We start from the raw sequence: 18039 nt of genomic DNA, 5'->3' as shown, positions 1-18039 counted from the left end.
TTTCATTTCTGTCATTTCTTCTATTGCATATTTAATTCCTTCGCGCCCCGTGCCACTTTCTTTCACACCACCATAAGGCATATGATCTACTCTGAACGTTGGAATATCATTAATCATGACACCACCAACCTCTAACTCATCGATTGCACGCATTGCTTTAAATAAATTATTTGTAAATACTCCTGCCTGTAAGCCGTAACGCGAATTATTTACTTGCTCAATCGCTTCATCAAATTCTTTAAATGTATTTACTGTCATGAGTGGACCGAATACTTCTTGGCACTGCACAGATACATGATTTGGAACATTTGTTAATACAGTCGGTTCAAAAATTCTTGCATCCCGCTTCTTACCACCGTGTAAAATAGTTGCTCCTTCCTCGATTGCTTCTTGAACCCACATATCAATTCGCTCTACATCTTTTTTTGAAATTAAAGCTGATACATCCGTTTCTTCAAGCAGTGGATCACCAACAACTACTGATTCCATCGCTTTCTTTAGCTTCGAAAGAAATTCATGCATTTTCGTTTCATGTACAAAAACACGTTGTACGGAAATACAAACTTGCCCATTATTAACAAATGCTCCCCATTTTACACGTTCAATGATTTCATCTGTTAACTCTACATCTTCATCAATTATAACAGCAGCATTTGATCCTAGTTCTAACGTAACTCGTTTTAACCCAGCCTTTTGTTTTATTCCGATTCCAACTTTTGGACTTCCGGTAAAAGTAATAGAAGCAACATAATCATTTTTAACGATTGCCTCACCCACCGTGGAGCCAGGACCAGAAATGATATTTAAAGCTCCATTTGGCAATCCTGCCTCTTCAAATAACTCAACTAATGCATAAGATGATAATGGCGTTTGATCAGCTGGCTTTAACACAACTGTATTTCCGGCAGCAATTGCAGGTCCAACTTTATGCGCAACTAAATTTAATGGGAAATTAAATGGTGTAATAGCCCCTATTACACCAATCGGCTTTCGGATTGTATATGCAATACGCCCATCCGCACCAGGTGCGGCGTCTAATGGCAATGTCTCACCATATATACGCTTCGCTTCTTCAGCTGCAAATTTGTATGTTTGAACAGTACGATCCACTTCTCCCCTAGCAGCACGTATTGGTTTTGCAGCTTCTTTTGCAATAATCTCTGCAAATTCTTCTCTTCTTTCATCCATTTTTTGTGCAACCTTCTCTAAAATAATCGCACGATCATATGCGGATAATTTATTCATTTTTGTCATTGCATTTTTTGCAGCAATAACAGCCTCTTTTACATCTTCTTCCGTTCCTTGTGCAATTTCTGCTAATATTTCTTCAGAATATGGTGCGTATAATGGTTTATACGTGTTTACAGATTTCCAATCTCCATTTATATATAAATGCTTTTTCATACTTCTTCTCCTTCCAAATATATGTATACAACAATAATTCACCTAGTGAAAGGTCTGGCTTATGTCATTGTATCATAGCCCCTATCCCTCAAAAAACATTATGCTCAAAAAAACTCTGCTATTTAGCAGAGTTTACGAGCTAATTTGCTCTTGTAATGAAATTTGTTTTTCATCTTCTAAAATAACAATCGATTCTACTATCTTTGTAACTTCCAATCTTTTTATATAGTGTCCATCTAATTCTTTCACACAAAACTTATAATTTTCAATTTCAATGGAATCCTCTTCAGCAATCTCTATATTCTTCGTTAAAATCCAACCACCAATTGTATCAACACCATCATCATCAATCCCTAAACCAAATAACGTATTCACTTCACTAACAAGTACTTTTCCCTCTAGTATCGTCTTCGTTTCACTAACTTGTTGAATTTCTGGCTGCTCATCCGTATCAAACTCATCCTGAATATCTCCAACAATTTCTTCCAGAATATCTTCAACAGTAACAAGTCCAGATGTCCCACCATATTCATCTATCAATATAGCAATATGTGTTCTTTCTTTTTGCATTTTTAAAAACAAATCATGAATTGGGATAGAATCGATAACTAAAATAATTGGTCTCATATATTGCTCTACTGTCTTTTTATTAACAACTTTATGTTGTACAAACTCAGTAAAAATATCTTTAAAATTCACAAAACCTATTACGTGGTCTTTATCGCCATCAACAACTGGATACCTTGTATATTTTTCACGAGACATTTTTTGCAAAGCTTCTTCAGCAGGCATTTCTTTACTTATAATATTCATTTCGGTTCGAGGTACCATTATTTCTTTTGCAATCCGATCATCAAATTCAAAAATTTTATTTACATATTTATATTCAGATTGATTAATTTCACCATTTTTATAACTCTCTGAAACTAACAACCGTAATTCTTCTTCTGAATGAACCTCATCATGCCCCTTCGGCGGTTTCAACCCTAGCAGCTTCGTAATGATTCGAGCTGAACCATTTAATATCCAAATAAATGGGAATGCAATACGATAAAAGAAAATTAACGGCTTAGAAACAAGCAAACTTACTTGTTCAGATTTTTGAATTGCAAATGTTTTTGGGGCCAATTCCCCTATTACAACATGTAAAAAAGTAATTAAAAAAAATACTAAAATTACAGCAAAAATGTCTGCTAGTTGAGTAGAGATATTCCAATTTGCAAAAAGCGTATCAAACATTTGCTTTAACGCAGGTTTACCAAACCACCCAATTCCTAAAGCTGTAACAGTAATTCCTAGCTGACAAGCAGATAAATATTCGTCTAAGTTTGTAATGACTGTTTTGACCGATGTTGCACGATTATTTCCTTCTGCAATTAAATAGTCAATTCGTGAACTTCTCACTTTAACAATTGCAAATTCTGCTGCAACGAAAAATGCCGTTAAGGCAATTAAAACAATCACTATACTTATACTATATATGTCCAAATACTTTTCCTTACTTACATTGTAAGCAAGGAAGCCACCTCCTACTTAATTATATTCAAGTGAAGTAAGCATTCTAATACTCTAACAAAATTCTACATTAGCAACCACCTTTTTATATATTATATGCATACATAAAAAAGATATTTATCATTATGATAATCTAATTCATTTACACTAGTCAAATTATTCTAAATGTTACGATAAAACATTTTTATTTAAACGAACTATTCTTCTCAACTCAATTTCGTGAAAAAACACTTTCTTTGCCGATTCCACACTTCTTTTGTCGCACTAGAAGGGAACTTACTTCATAGCTCGAAATCATTCAACAGGATATATATAGGAGGGATTATTTTGGAATATAAAACACCATTTATCGCAAAAAAATTAGGTGTTAGCCCAAAGGCTGTTGTCCGGATCGCGCAACAATTAAATCTTACGATAGAAAAAAACAAATATGGCCACTTTATTTTCACACAAGATGATGTCGATCAAATGTTAGAACACCATCTATTTCAAATAGAGCAGTCTCAAAATCCTCAACCTACTCAAAAGGCTTCCTCAAATGAGGTTGAAGAATTAAAAACTCAAGTCAATACAATTGTTCAAAACATATCATCGAATGATTTTGAGCAATTAGCTAATCAATTAAACACTATTACAAGAAGGCTCGATCGAATGGAAGAACAAATGCAAGATAAGGCAAATGATGTCGTCACGTACCAACTTTTACAACACCGTCGTGAAATGGAGGAAATGTTAGAGCGAATTCAAAAGTTAGAAGCTGCGCTAACGAAAGAAGAACCCATTTATATTACTCCTGATTCAAAACCAACATACGAACGAGAAAAGAAACCGAAGCGCCGCAAAATGATTTTTAGTATATTTGGATTATAATTTTTAGACCCTTATTAAAATAATAAGGGTCTTTTTTAATGAAGAGTTATATCTTATAAAAATATTATTCTCTTTATTATACATATTCACTTCGTTTTATTTCGTTAACATAATATTTTTACTGTATTCTGCAATTAATGCCTGTGCATGAGCATTCCCTTGAATCACATCACGAAATTCTTTTAAAGAATACAAATGCGTAACCCCTTTTCGAGCATGAATTCTTACTGGTACACCTTGTAAAGTATCATGAAACTGAAATGGATTATCTATCGGTTCAATTGGAAAACCGAGTGTAAGTAAATACATATACATTCTTTTTGTCACTGCTGCAATGTACCATTCAGCTTTTGTTTCTAACGCATGTATAAATAAAATAGCTGTTAACCTTTTGAAATGTCCTCTCCCACGAGATGTTTTCGAAATACTTAACTTGCCTATTTCATACACATTCTTCAAATCTTTTACTAAATCATTTTTAGAAAACGGATAGAAAAACTCAGAATTTGATTGTTCAGGTACCGTATACTTAATACATTCTACTGTACCAATAGGATGTTCATCTTCTATTAATAAAAATCGTGATGGATTTAAATTACGTTCTACAAACATTAAGTTTCTTTCTTCACAAAAATCTCCCCATAGTTGCTCGAACCCAAAATGTTCTTCCTTTGTTTGAACACGCTGGAACATATTTAACCGCCTTTCCTATCGCCGCTCTGTTTTTGATAACGCTTTCACTATCTATCATATAAGAACAAATCTTCGTATGCAACTAAAAATATTTATGACTTATTATATTCTGCAAAGTGAATTAGATTCCAATTTAATCGACTTTTATCCCGCGCTCACATTCCTTTTAATAACACATTCGTATCACTTTTCAAACCTAAATTACATTATGTTTCTTTCCATACAGCATATAATTCTTCTTAATCTAAAAAAATCCTTTATGAAAAAGGATTTCTTTTACTTCTGAATGCTTTTTAACCATTTTTCAAAAATTTGTACCATCCCATGTTTTCCAGCTAATTTCTCTTCCCCTTGTTTCGTCTTATATGGATATAACTGCAAGAAAACACCGCATCCAGACTCAATTTTTTTACTATGCATATGGCTTCCTGGATATACACAAATGACTTCATAAATTGACCTTCGATAATAGACTCGCTTTCCATCCTGTTCTTCTACATACTTTATAGACCAGTACTTATACATTTGCTCAGTTGCTTTTGTATTTCCGACATGCTGAAAAATATTGTACATTGGACTGTATTTCACTTCAATAATAATAGAAGATTTATATACGTAGTTCCCATCTTCTTTTACATAACAGTCTAAGCGAATATCTGGCTTCTTCGTATCCTCACCATTGTAAAAATTACTACCTTTACTTAATGCAATAAGAGGATGTGTTTCAATTAAATCATTAAATGCGACATGCACCTTTATATCATCTCGTTCTAAAACTACTGTCGTTCCATCTTGTAATCCATCTACATAAAAATGTTCTTGTATTTGTTCACGAATTGAGTTTCTAGCCTCAAAACCAATTTGCTCTAAAATTGAAATAACGATAAAAAAAGCGTAATATTCATACACTAAAAACGTTGGCTTATAAACAAATAATAACGATGGAGATTGATCCGTATATTGCGGGAGTACTTCTAAATGATGTAGTAATTGTTGATGTGGTATCGGTAAATCATGTAAGTTCATGTTACTTGTTTCAGTAACTTCCATCCAAAACGAAGAGTGCATTAACATTTGAAAGTATTGTACATTTTCATGCACGATATGCGCCAATATTTTATATTCTTGTATTTTCATTGAGCTCTTTCGTAAATCGGCTTCTTTTAGTAAATGTATATTTTTATATTTTTGCTTCTCTCTATCGGTTACCGATCCATTTCGCTCAATTGTTTGTATAATCGTTTTTACGGCTTGAAACTCTTCTGATTTTTTCTTTTTTTCTCTTTCTAAGATTTCAATTGTTTGACGTAAAAAACTTTTAGCTTCAATTAAATAATGATAAAATTGCATCGCTTTATATTTAAGAAATGCATTTTCCTTACTATTTTTTTGTTCCATAAACTTACGATTATAATTTTTGGCATAAGGTTTTCTTTCTGCCACTATAGTTCCTCTTCTTGTTGGCTTTCGCTCTTTTCCTTCCCATTTATATGCATTTATAAATTTTGAACTTGATTCTATTTTCTTAAAGATTTGCTTTATCATTTTCATTTTTTGGGGTAACTTTCTAAGCAACACTAAATAAGAAGAATCCTCAATATCGCTAAGTGCAGAGAAAGTCTTTTTATAATAACCTCTATCCAAAATCAACTCATTTAAAATTGACTTCACATAGTCTTGAATCATTTCAAATTGATCATCAAAAAAGTTTTTCGGTACGATTTGAAAAGCGCCATAATACGTTGTATCTTCTATGCGCACTTCAAAATGGTATAAACCGCAGCGCCATGGATAAAAGAATTCTGTTTTCCCATGTTCATATATTAATACTCTTTGTTTTTTTTCATTTATTTCATATTGAGCCTCTTTTATATTTTTCTGTCCCTCATATACTTTATTCCATATAAAAGTAATATTCATTGGGATTTCATAATTATACTGCAATCTAATTGGTTTTAATTCTTGTACTTTATAAATACATTGAACCAATGCTGTAGTAGATGTACAAAGACGATTTAATAAAATATAATCTCCTTTCCCCTCATTTCCAATGATTAACTTTAATACAAAAGGGAGCGTTTCATTCGTATCAACGATTTTTGTTTCGTAACGCCCTTCATTTTGCATATCCATACAGCTCCAGTTCCCTACGTTTTTCTCGTATATATGCTAAAGAATGTTCAAATGTAGATACTCTGTTTGCAAGTGCAGATTGCAAAAGAGGTACTAAGGTCGCTCCCCTTTTTGCTTCTTCAGAAAGTAAAGACCCAACCATCATTTCGGTCCCTCTGATTTTCGTTAATACACGCTGCTTTATTTGTAAATCAAACCCCTCTTCTCTACTGATCATATAGGTATGGTTATTTTGGAACGGTATGTTTTGCAAATAAGTCGCAATTGCATTTGCACATCGGAAAGAAATTCCCTTAGACGCATCATGTGATGACAATACGACATGCAACTTATCTAATAGCTCTAATTCTTCTTCAGAAAACACTTCAATCATCGCTTTATTTCTCATCCAATTTATCCGAAATTCTCCCGCTGTTACTTTCAAAGGTGGGTGTAATACGACTTTCCCCTGTTCCATGCCCATCTCACAAAACGGAATTTTCTGTAACGTTATTAGGTTCGTTCGGTCTAATAATCGATCGGAGAGCTCTTTCGTTGTTTCATCAAAATTCACAGTACCTACAAATATAATATTTTCTCCAATTTCAATTGTTGATGGAATTGAATTCTCAATGTCCTGAACACCCTCATACAAGTTTAAAATACGATTTTTTGTTTCAAGTTGAAGAACAGAGAGAAATGGAGTAAACCAATGCTCAATATGAGACATGTTCATTTCATCAAAAACGATTATATACAGTTGATTTTGATTTTCTTTCGCCTTCATTAACGTCCTAACTAACTTCGTTTCACTTTCAATAAAAGTACCATTCGGATGAAGGTAACCAAGTAAATCATGTGGTTCTTGATACGATGGCGAAATTGGAATCCAAACCAATTCCTCCCCATACTGTAACCCTAATGCTTCTGCATAAGTTTGCACAAAACGTGATTTCCCAACGCCCGGTATACCACCAAGAATCGTTAACATATTTGTTTTTACACTTATATGGAAATTATAAATATCCGTTTCATCCAAATATAGCCCTTTATTATGCACCATACTTTGTACATACTGTAAAAAGGACGATTCACGCTCATCCCATTCCCATTCCTCTTTTTGCACTTTTATATCCTCTACTTCAACTATCTTACCTTCTTCATGCATTCGTTTTTTTAATTGCTCATACACATGATCACTTACAAAATATAATTGATCTTCTACCGCTATTTCTACATACTTCGTCCAGTCACTGCAGTTTATATATTTACATTCCCGTTTCTGTTCAAAATATGCGATTGAGCTAATTGATGACTTTAAGGATATGTTTCCATACAGTCTTCCATCATGCCACAATAATTCGGGAGGCTCAAAGTCTTTCGGAAATTTTGGCATAAGAAATGATAAATAACCGTTGCTAAGTTTTCGTTCTAAAGACTCTCTTTTTTTATTATTTGTAACTTTAGGTGCAGGAATCATTTTATAGCTGCTTGCTATTTCTTTCGGTTCTTCTGTACATATTAACTCCACGTATACATTTCCTCTTTCATAATAAAGACGAAACATCACTAATTGCTTTTCTAATTTCCTCTTCTTTAATTCCGAAAAGATTTTTTCATTCTTTTTATTACTACATACCCCTTCAAATACATATGGTTCATTTGCAAATTGTTCCTGTAAAGTGAATGGTATTGGCGATAAGCATTGTACAAAGAAATTCTCTCCACTCTTCTCTTTCTCAGCTTTTGTAAATTTCCCTAAAAATCTCATATAGTACATTCGTTTTATAAAACTTGGCTGAAGAGCTTTATGTAATCTCACCTTAGTCACCTTCTTTTTTCATACTATTCTTAGTGTATGAAAGAAACGAAAAACTAGAAATAAAAAACCTGACGTTATCCGCCAGGTTCAAAATTAAAACGTATATTAATGAGAAGGAAATGCTTTTTTCTCTTGTAAAATTGCATTATGAGCAATTTTCATTTTAGCAAGTACGTAACGTAATCGATTTTCAGCATTTTCATCTTTACTTTTTTGTAATTCCGCCAAATTTTCAACAGAACTTGCTAAATTTTCAATGACTCCTCTCAATTCAGGATGATGATTAAAAAAAGATTCTTGCACTAATACTTTCCTTAACTCACTAGCTAAATCAATTATTCTAGACAACTGTTCTTTTTCTTCCATTCTCATCCCTCCTGAATATCTTATGTAGTAAATATTCTCTAAACAAAGAAAAAAGCCCTTTAAATAAAAAGGACTTTTTACATTTTTATATTTCCAGTTAATAACATATACAGGGATGTGATAGCCGCAACAATAATTGCCCACATCACATATCTCTCTGCACCTGCAAAACAACGGTTCCCTTGTTCTTTTCTTGCAAACGTGTAAACAATAATTCCAATTCCATACACAATTGAAACGAGTAGTAAATTCTTTAAACCAGCTGCATAAAGAAGCCATACAGAGTAAATCGAAGCAATTAAAGCTAACGCTCCATTTTTTAATTTAGCGTCTTTTAGCTCGTTTGTAATGACTAATTTTAATTGGAATAACGCTGATAATAAATATGGTAATAAAATTGATGTTGATGCAATGAAATACATAATTTGATATGTTGATTCTGAAAACAGAACGATGATAAATATAATTTGAGCAACACCATTTGAAATCCATAATGCCATGTGCGGTGTTTGCTTTTTATTTGTTTTCGTAAAGACTTTTGGAAATACGCCATCTTTTCCTGCTACATGAGAAATTTCAGAAACAAGTAAAAACCAGCCAATTAATGTACCGACAAGTGAAGCAACTAACCCGATATTAATCGCACCTGCCCCCCATGGACCAACAACATGCTCTAATACATGTCCCATTGACGGAGTTTCTAACACAGAAAGTTCGCCTCTTGTCATAGCTCCCATTGATAAGACAGAAATTAAAATATAAATGGACATTACTAAAATAAGCCCCATTACTGTTGCCTTACCAACGTCTCGGCTATTTTTCGCTCTTCCGGATAATACAACCGCTCCTTCAACTCCAATGAAAACCCAAAGTGTTACAAGCATTGTATTTTTCACTTGACCAAGTATAGCAGAAAGTGAGAAGGTTCCTTCTCCCCAAAAATCATGTGTAAATGTGTCCCAGCGAAATGCTGTTACCATTACAGCGATAAATAGTACGATTGGAACTAACTTTCCTATTGTTGCGATAACATTCATAATAGAAGCTTCACGAATTCCAAATAAAATTAGAAAGTGAAGTGTCCATAATAAAAGTGATGCCCCAACGATTGACGCAACATTATTTCCTCCTTTAAAAATTGGGAAGAAATAACCTAATGTACTAAACAGTAACATAATTGTTGCGACATTACCTAAGATTCCTGCTAGCCAATATCCCCAAGCACTATTAAACCCAATATATTCACCGAAACCAGCACGTGCATAACTATAAATTCCACCTTCAAGTTCCGGTTTTTGTCTTGCTAACGTTTGATATACGAGCGCAAGTGGAATCATTCCCATCGCTGTAATACACCAGCCAATTATTATTGCGCCACTGTTTGCTCCTACTGCTAAATCATGCGGTAAACTAAAAACACCGCCACCAACCATCGTTCCAACTACTAATGCGATTAATGGAAAGAATCCTAATTTCTTTTCTATTTGTACCACCCCATCTGTCATTCTAGGTGTTATGTTCGTTCAACTATTAAAGTCACCTTTTTCTCTAATAGACGTTTCTCTTATATTTTTTCAGGAAAACATTACTTATTCTAAAAGAAAATGAACAAAAATGGAATACTTTTTTGAAAAAATGTATAAGTATGCACAAAAAAACCGCTCATTTTGTAATGAACGGTCATTTCAAACATATAAATTTGTATATTTCTTGTAAATTTAACGAAGTAAATTCTCTTTTTGTAAAAATTGTTTTGCGACTTCTTCACTACTTTTACCATTCACATTAACTTCATAATTCATTTTTCGCATTTCTTCATCTGTAATCTTTCCAGATAATTTATTTAATACCTTTTCAAGTTCAGGATATTTCTGTAACGTTTCTTTTCTTAATAATGGTGCTCCTTGATAAGGTGGGAATAACCCTTTATCATCTTTTAGCACTTTTAGTCCGTATTGCTCCAATTCACTATCTGTTGAATATGCATCAATTACGTTAACATCTCCAGATTGAATTGCGCTATAACGCAGCTTCGGCTCCATCGTTTTAACATTCGAGAACTTATAGTTATATAATTTTTGCATTCCTTTATAACCATCTTCACGATCAGCAAATTCCAATGTAAATCCTACTTTGGCTTCCTGCGCAACATTCCCTAAATCAGAAATAGTATTTATATTCTTTTGATCTGCTATTTTTTTCGGCATGGCTAGTGCATATGTATTGTTATACTCCATTGGCATCAACATAATCATATTATATTTCTTTTCCAGTCCAACGCGAGCCTGCTCATATACTTCATCACGATTTGTACTCTTTGGTTCTTCTTTCACGAAAGTAGATAGCGCTGTTCCTGAAAATTCTGGGTACACATCTACTTCACCTGATTTCAACGCTTCAAATACAAATGCTGTTTTCCCAAGACCTGGTTTTAATTGTACGTGTAAATCGGTATCTTGTTCAATAAGCTGCTTATACATTTGAATTAAAATTTCAGGTTCTGATCCAAGTTTGCCCGCAATAACAATATCTTTCTTTTCTGTACTCCAAAGAAATGGAGAAGCAATCATTACTACAACTATACATATCGTTAATATAACACGCTTAGAAGAGCGTTTCGGTCGTTCAAGTATGCGAAGTACTATATCAAAGAATAAAGCGAGTAACGCGGCTGGTACGGCCCCTAAAATGATAAGTGCATGATCATTTCGATCTATACCTAATAATATAAGCTTACCTAGCCCACCAGCACCAATGAGAGCTGCTAATGTAGCCGTTCCAACAATTAATACCATCGCTGTACGAATACCGGCCATAATGATAGGCAATGCAAGAGGAAGTTCTACCTTCCACAACCTTCTCCAACTATTCATCCCCATAGCTCTCGCGGCTTCTATTAGTGATTCATCTAATTCCCTTATTCCTGTATATGTATTTCGTAAAATAGGTAATAGTGCATACACAACTAATGCGATAATCGCTGGAAGTTTTCCGATTCCTACTAACGGAATTAATAGTCCGAGTAATGCAAGTGATGGCACTGTCTGCATTACCGCAGAAGTTCCTATTATAAATTCAGCCATTCGTTCTTTTCTTGTTAATAAAATGCCAAGTGGCACCGCTATAATTACTGCAAAAAATAATGAAATAAGCGATATTTGTAAATGCTCACTTAATGCAGTTAGTAATTCTATTTTTCGTTCTTGGAACGTTTGTATAAAATTAGTCACTGTTTAACCTCTTTCCTTCATTTGTTCAACAATGTAATTGACAATATGACGACTTGTTAACGCTCCAATATATTGACCGTTTTCTTCAACTGGAACGACCTCCTCGTCACGCACACGAACTAGCGCTTCTTCTAAAGAAGAATGTAATGATAGTGCCTGCCCTTCTAATTGCACACTTTGATCAAGCGGCAATACATCTGCTACACTTTTCTCCTCATACCAAGTTCGTCCACGATTTCCAATGAACTCCTCTACAAATTCATTTTTCGGATTATGTATAATTCCTTCTGGTGTATCTAGTTGAACAACTTTTCCTTCTTTCATAATACAAATGCGATCTCCAAGTGATAATGCTTCTTGCATATCATGTGTTACGAACACGATTGTTTTTTGAATCTTTTTTTGCAACTGTACAATATCCTTCTGAAGCTGTTCCCTACTTAATGGATCTAACGCACTAAATGGTTCATCCATAAGAACGATTTTCGGGTTTGCGGCTAATGCTCGCACGACACCGACACGTTGTTTTTGTCCTCCTGACAATTCATCAGGCATACGATCTCGATATATATCCGGATCTAATCCAACCATATGTAACAAGTCATCGACGCGTGCTTTTATTTCCTTTTTGCTCCATTGCCTCATTTCAGGAACAACTGCAATATTTTCAGCGATTGTCATATGAGGAAACAAAGCAATCTGTTGCAACACGTATCCTATATCCCAACGTAATTCGTTTATATTATATTGTTGAATATCTTTTCCATCGATTAAAATCGACCCTTCAGTCGTTTCGATTAAACGATTAATCATCTTCATTGTCGTTGTTTTCCCGCAACCACTCGGACCGATGAGAACAAAAAATTCTCCCTTTTTAATTTCTAAATGCAATGAATCCACTGCTTTCGTGCCATCTTCATACGATTTTGACACATGATTAAATTGAATCACAAATACAACTCCTTTACTGTTGTTTCCTTTATTTTGATGGAATATGGCATTCATTTCAAATGATACGCTTTTAAATTAAAAAAGAGCTCGCATTTGAGCTCTAACGATCGAACAATATTGTTTTCATAATAGCAGCATATTCGCGAACATACATTTTTCTCTTAGAACGAATTGGTGTTTCAGCAGCTAGTGCCTCCATCTTCATGCCTAAACGCTTTGCAATTATTTTCGTTCGATATAAATGATACGTATTACTTACAACTACCGCATGTTTCACATTATATAAATCCATACTAAACTTTAAGTTTTCATACGTATTTGTAGATTGATCTTCTATTAAAATACGACTCTCATCTATACCATGTACCATTAAATAGTTTCTCATGCTATGAGCTTCCGGTATATCTTCATCTTCTCCTTGGCCACCTGAAACAATTACTTTCGCTTCAGGATGGGAAAATAAATACTCCAACGCTACATCCAAACGATTTTGAAGAGATAAAGACGGTCTATCTCCAAATAACTTTGCACCCAGTATAAGAACGTACGGAGAGTGATAGCTCAACTTTTCACGAGCAACTTTGTTCATTCGAAACGTCATATAAATGATGTATAGTGGCGGTAATAATAAAATCATAAGAAAGATCCATTTGTTCATAAATAAGTATTCACTCCCTTTCTTGTTATTATATAGAAAAAGAAAGGGAGGCAGAAGTGTTTTTTCAAACGATTGATTTATTAGAAACATGCGCCGCTACTTTACGTTGTGATAGTACATAATAAATAGCGATTCCTAATGAGAAGATCAATATGCAGCTTAATACGTAAAACGGCAGCATGACTCCAACTTTAGATACACCCGCTGTAAACAACATTAATAATAAAATTCGTATTCCAGTACCAATTAGGCGAAATAAGCTGTCTACACGTCCCATTACTTCATTTGGAATTTCCTCCATCATCAATACATTTCTCGCCACTCTTGTACCCGCATTTCCAACTGCATGAAAAATTGCAAGTCCATATAAGAAAATTACGGAAGGTTCAATACTCATTGCGGTAATTGAAATTACATAAATGAACATCGTCATAACGATTGAAACTTCTGTTTTTACATATTTCATTATGAGTGGAATACAGATTCCTGCAACAACCGCTCCAACACCGTACATCATCCCCTCTATTGCGTATACAGAGGCATTGGCTTTAAGTATATCCGAAATATAAACTGGTATTAAATAATTTGCCATCATAACACCTATAAACGGCATATAAGTGGCCAGTAAGAACCAAAAGAGCTTAGGACGTTTTTTCATAAAGTGAATTCCTTCAAATAATTGCTTCTTAAATGTTATTTTTCTTTTCACTTCTTTTTTCTTTACGTACGGTATACATAAGAAAAGAAAAAATGCTCCAGCAAAAGTTAACATGTCTACTAACAAAATCCACTTCAAAGATACAATTTCAATTAAGAAGCTCGCGGCCGCTCCAGAAATAACTTGTGTTAACTGTCCTTGTATTTCCATCGTTCCACTTAAACTTTTATAATGTTCCGCTTGAAATATCTCTTGGTTGAACGCAAATATTGTAGGATAAAATAATAAATAGTAGAATGATCCGGCTATATAAATAAGAATATAGTGAATAGAATGATAAGGTTGCCCAGCAAATCCCCATATAAACATTATTCCAATTACAGCTATTCCGATTCCTTCGTTACATAGCAATAAAGATTTTCTTGAAAAACGATCAATACTTTGCCCAATGAATGGTGTTAATAAAAACATAATGAGGGTTGCAATGATAGAAACATAACCAAATGTTGTCTCTCCTCCACTCTCTTTAATTAACAGCCACGGAATCGTTATCATAACAATTCCGGAACCAATAGCAGATAGACTATTGGCCCCTAGAATGTAATACAAGCGAGAATCATGATAAAGGGAGGACATATCACTCCACTCCTAGTTGCTTTTTCACCTCTTTATATACGCTCATATATGCTTTTAACTCTTTAACTACATCATGAATTAATGGTTTCGCATCTTCCCCAAGTTCCCCATCTTGCACATGTAATCCATCAAGCACAACTTGTTTTGGAATTGCATTTGCATAAACACCTCTAGCGACCGTTCGCATGCTGTTTAATGCATTTATTCCACCTTTACCGCCACCAGCAACCGCTAACAACGCAACTGGTTTATGAATAAATTCACTACTACTTAAGTAATCTAAAGAGTTTTTCAGCGCACCGCTCATCGCATTATGATATTCTGGTGTACATAATACAACCCCATCCGCAGCTTTCACTAACGTTTTCAATTTTTTTACTGCCTCTAAATCACGTTGTGACTCTTCTCCATTGTATAAAGGTAACTCCTCGATTGCTAAATCATATAATTCCCCTTCAAATTGATCCGCAATATATTTTGCCACCACGCGAGTTCTGCCAAATTTTCTTGGTGTACCGTTAATAACGACTAGTTTCATGATTATTTCTCCCCTTTGTTTTTAAGTTCTACTTATATATTATCAGAAATTTCTATACAAAATACAATATAAAGAGTTAACTTGTTTCATAAAATAGTATGATAAACAAAAAAGAACTCATACTTTCGTATGAGTTTCGTACAATTACTTCGTTTCATCTCTCAGACTCAATGTACCTAAACTTTCATTTGCTTCAAAATGATTATATGCTTTTTCCGCTAATTTTTTCCGTTCTTCTGGTAATTCTATATATTTCATTACGTTTTCAATTATTTTTTCGTACGGAGTAAATACAATTCCCGGCCACTCTACCTCATCTTCTGGATTACTATTTTCGGAAATAATAAATTTTTTATTTGCGACTGCATAAGACACGCGAGGTGTTTCAAGAATTCCTGATAAGTAAAAATGAATATTTAATATAATTTTAGCTCTAGCAATCAATTCATTTCTAACAATTCCCCACGCATTATTTTTAAAAACTATATTTAAATTTGGGGCAATCGCTTTTAGATGATCAAAAATAGCTTGTCGCCTCGGATTAAGAGCACCTATAAACAGAATATCAATATCTTCAGTAATGTCATCTTCAAATGCATCTTTTTTTATTTCCAAAGTTGGAGCATAGTTCATTTTTACATGTTTTATTTCTTTTCCTACCCCTTTTTGTTTTAGCCATTCTATATTTTGTTTACTATAATCCCAAATCACTCTATCTTTTAATAATATTAAATAAAGGGGGTGCGCATATGGACTTCCTTCGTATAGCTGTTCTAAATTATAAATAATTGCATCTTTCGGAAGAAGATTCGGGTTATATGCGTATGTATGTGCTCCAAAAACAACTGTATTCTTTACATTTTCCAGTATTGTTTCTGATATAATTACTGTATTTCCCTCCTGCTCCAACCGCCACTTTAAAGCTCGCGCAACATCTATGAAACTACCGTATGTCTTTGGGCATATAAAAAGACAATAATCATATTCTTTATTCAAATAAGCTTCCATTAATTTTAAATTATTTTTATATAAATCTACATCCGGATGTTTAAGTACTAACTCATTTGCATGTTTTCTTGCTACTTTATATAATCCAGCATAATAAGCAGCGATGCATCTTCTTAATTCGATTCTTTCACGATGTTCATCTAATACATCCATGTTTAAAAGAAGATTTGCGATACAATACGCTTTTAAATGATCACGATCATAATAATAGTCTAGTAGTGGCATCAATTCTTCATACGTATTTCCATGCACCGATTCTCCTAGTTCAATCGCCCATCGCATTAATTCCATGATTACTCCACTACTCCTTTAACCGAAAATGTATTTAATAAAATTTCGCATTATTCTCTACTACATTTGCTATATGAAATGGAATCTCTTCTTTAATCGATTCCAAATACTTTTGCGACACGGCCCCTAAATGTTTTTTATGAGGTATATAGAAAGCACTAATAGAAATTTCATAGTCAAATAAGTAATCATACACATGATAATCTACAAATAAAAGATCATCCTTTGGAAAAGGAATTTCCTTTCCTTGCAGAGCATACATCAAAGCAATATTGTTTTGAGATCGTAATCGATACAACCTTGCAAGTTGGTATAATGGTTCAGCCCGAGTTGGTCTATATTCCCACGCTTTTTGAAAATAAAAAACAGCTAATGCTAAATATTTCTCTTCTTGCCCTTTAACAGTTTCTTTTTCATCAGCATCTGTCACTTCATTTTGTTTATTTGCTGAACGATTTGCTAACTGCTCATAACAAAACCCTATTCGCAATAACGAATAGAATACCTCTTCAACCCAACCCCCTGCTTCCACTCGTTTTTTATACCATTTAATCGAATCTTCAAATTGACTTAAATGAAAATAAGTTTGGGCTAAATAAAATAAATATCTTATATGCAAATCTGGCGTTGTTTCTGGGTCGTTTATTCCTTGTAACAACAACCTCTCATCTCTTTCAAATTTATCAGCTTTACTCCCGCCATCTCCGGGATCATTCACGACAAGAGTCTCTAACCGATCTACCCTCGTATTGTAATTCGCTCCAACTTTTGAGCGATCTATATCCCAATACTCATGAGTAACACCGACAGATTTCCATGGTAAAGAAGCTTTCAAAAGACGTGTAAGCCAATATTTAATATGAACATCATATTGCAATGTAAGATAATGATCTTCCGTTAAGCTCGTTTTATCGAAATTCGGATCAACCTCTAAAATCATATCTGCATCTAATATTAATAAATAATCCGCTTCTGGATATGTTTTTTGCGCTAATGAAACAGCTAGGCTTCTGTTATAACCAAAGTTTTTAAACGGCTCATGATGAACCGTTCCAGGTATCTCATTTTCCTTACACCAATTTTCAATAATTTCAGGCGTATTATCCGTCGATCCAGTATCACAAATAGAAACAAAATCTACAATTGATTTTGTTGCATTTAAACATCTTTCCATAATTCTAGACTCATTTTTGACGATCATACAAAGACATAACTTTTTTTCTTCCTTTACAGACTTCACTTGCTCATTTCCCATTTAACCACCTCATATTTTATTAGCACGCTCTT

Annotated in this window: 15 protein-coding genes; 1 reads left to right on the top strand and 14 read right to left on the bottom strand. The window is 33.8% G+C overall.

Annotation, left to right across the window (positions count from 1 at the left end):
- Both MR160_RS19995 and MR160_RS19990 read right to left on the bottom strand, forming a co-directional pair.
- On the bottom strand, positions 1–1404 hold a 1404-nt coding region (locus MR160_RS19995), incomplete at its 3' end, for an aldehyde dehydrogenase family protein (RefSeq protein ID WP_242297891.1).
- 132 nt (positions 1405–1536) lie between these two features.
- On the bottom strand, positions 1537–2892 hold the full coding sequence (locus MR160_RS19990; protein ID WP_000356246.1) for a hemolysin family protein: 1356 nt from the start codon (positions 2890–2892) through the stop codon (positions 1537–1539).
- Positions 2893–3246: 354 nt separating this feature from the next.
- Here MR160_RS19990 and racA point away from each other — a divergent pair, with 354 nt between their 5' ends.
- Positions 3247–3789 (top strand): chromosome-anchoring protein RacA, encoded by a 543-nt coding sequence (racA, locus tag MR160_RS19985; protein ID WP_000456012.1) that lies wholly within the window; start codon positions 3247–3249, stop codon positions 3787–3789.
- Between the two features lie 96 nt (positions 3790–3885).
- Here racA and MR160_RS19980 read toward each other — a convergent pair whose 3' ends face one another.
- From MR160_RS19980 to MR160_RS19925, 12 genes are all read right to left on the bottom strand, one after another.
- Positions 3886–4482 (bottom strand): hypothetical protein, encoded by a 597-nt coding sequence (locus MR160_RS19980; RefSeq protein WP_000487795.1) that lies wholly within the window; start codon positions 4480–4482, stop codon positions 3886–3888.
- Between the two features lie 276 nt (positions 4483–4758).
- Positions 4759–6609 (bottom strand): hypothetical protein, encoded by a 1851-nt coding sequence (locus MR160_RS19975; RefSeq protein WP_001178726.1) that lies wholly within the window; start codon positions 6607–6609, stop codon positions 4759–4761.
- Complete coding sequence (locus MR160_RS19970; protein WP_001236574.1) at positions 6599–8416, bottom strand: AAA family ATPase; 1818 nt, start codon at positions 8414–8416, stop codon at positions 6599–6601. Before MR160_RS19970 ends, MR160_RS19975 begins: the two co-directional genes overlap by 11 nt.
- A 105-nt stretch (positions 8417–8521) precedes the next feature.
- Entirely contained in the window at positions 8522–8782 is a 261-nt protein-coding gene (locus tag MR160_RS19965; protein ID WP_242297890.1) for a LemA domain protein, read from the bottom strand.
- Between the two features lie 77 nt (positions 8783–8859).
- Positions 8860–10287, bottom strand: a complete 1428-nt coding sequence (locus tag MR160_RS19960; RefSeq protein WP_000129438.1) for a basic amino acid/polyamine antiporter — start codon at positions 10285–10287, stop codon at positions 8860–8862.
- Between the two features lie 213 nt (positions 10288–10500).
- A complete protein-coding gene (locus MR160_RS19955) occupies positions 10501–12012 on the bottom strand; it encodes an ABC transporter permease/substrate-binding protein (protein WP_000181021.1) in 1512 nt (503 codons plus the stop codon).
- A gap of 3 nt (positions 12013–12015) precedes the next feature.
- A complete protein-coding gene (locus tag MR160_RS19950; RefSeq protein ID WP_000614075.1) occupies positions 12016–12963 on the bottom strand; it encodes an ABC transporter ATP-binding protein in 948 nt (315 codons plus the stop codon).
- 100 nt (positions 12964–13063) lie between these two features.
- Positions 13064–13621 (bottom strand): YdcF family protein, encoded by a 558-nt coding sequence (locus tag MR160_RS19945; protein WP_001045718.1) that lies wholly within the window; start codon positions 13619–13621, stop codon positions 13064–13066.
- A gap of 64 nt (positions 13622–13685) precedes the next feature.
- Positions 13686–14915, bottom strand: coding sequence for an MFS transporter (locus tag MR160_RS19940; RefSeq protein WP_000097155.1), 1230 nt, complete (start codon positions 14913–14915; stop codon positions 13686–13688).
- Position 14916: 1 nt separating this feature from the next.
- Positions 14917–15453 (bottom strand): NADPH-dependent FMN reductase, encoded by a 537-nt coding sequence (locus MR160_RS19935; RefSeq protein WP_000780355.1) that lies wholly within the window; start codon positions 15451–15453, stop codon positions 14917–14919.
- Between the two features lie 144 nt (positions 15454–15597).
- Positions 15598–16752, bottom strand: coding sequence for a CgeB family protein (locus MR160_RS19930; protein WP_000422333.1), 1155 nt, complete (start codon positions 16750–16752; stop codon positions 15598–15600).
- Between the two features lie 34 nt (positions 16753–16786).
- Entirely contained in the window at positions 16787–18007 is a 1221-nt protein-coding gene (locus MR160_RS19925; protein WP_000526224.1) for a tetratricopeptide repeat-containing glycosyltransferase, read from the bottom strand.
- Positions 18008–18039: the final 32 nt, after the last annotated feature.

The sequence above is a fragment of the Bacillus cereus group sp. BfR-BA-01382 genome (assembly GCF_022663475.1).
GTDB lineage: Bacteria > Bacillota > Bacilli > Bacillales > Bacillaceae_G > Bacillus_A > Bacillus_A thuringiensis_S.
Note: the sequence above shows the minus strand (reverse complement) of the source record. Positions and strands in the feature narration are given on the sequence as shown.

Bases quoted from the DNA above. Each gene is read 5' to 3' on its own strand.
- MR160_RS19975 (WP_001178726.1), bottom strand. From the start codon at position 6,609: ATGCAAAATGAAGGGCGTTACGAAACAAAAATCGTTGATACGAATGAA.
- MR160_RS19965 (WP_242297890.1), bottom strand. From the start codon at position 8,782: ATGGAAGAAAAAGAACAGTTGTCTAGAATAATTGATTTAGCTAGTGAG.
- MR160_RS19980 (WP_000487795.1), bottom strand. From the start codon at position 4,482: ATGTTCCAGCGTGTTCAAACAAAGGAAGAACATTTTGGGTTCGAGCAA.
- MR160_RS19940 (WP_000097155.1), bottom strand. From the start codon at position 14,915: ATGTCCTCCCTTTATCATGATTCTCGCTTGTATTACATTCTAGGGGCC.
- MR160_RS19945 (WP_001045718.1), bottom strand. From the start codon at position 13,621: ATGAACAAATGGATCTTTCTTATGATTTTATTATTACCGCCACTATAC.
- MR160_RS19930 (WP_000422333.1), bottom strand. From the start codon at position 16,752: ATGGAATTAATGCGATGGGCGATTGAACTAGGAGAATCGGTGCATGGA.
- MR160_RS19925 (WP_000526224.1), bottom strand. From the start codon at position 18,007: ATGGGAAATGAGCAAGTGAAGTCTGTAAAGGAAGAAAAAAAGTTATGT.
- MR160_RS19935 (WP_000780355.1), bottom strand. From the start codon at position 15,453: ATGAAACTAGTCGTTATTAACGGTACACCAAGAAAATTTGGCAGAACT.
- MR160_RS19960 (WP_000129438.1), bottom strand. From the start codon at position 10,287: ATGACAGATGGGGTGGTACAAATAGAAAAGAAATTAGGATTCTTTCCA.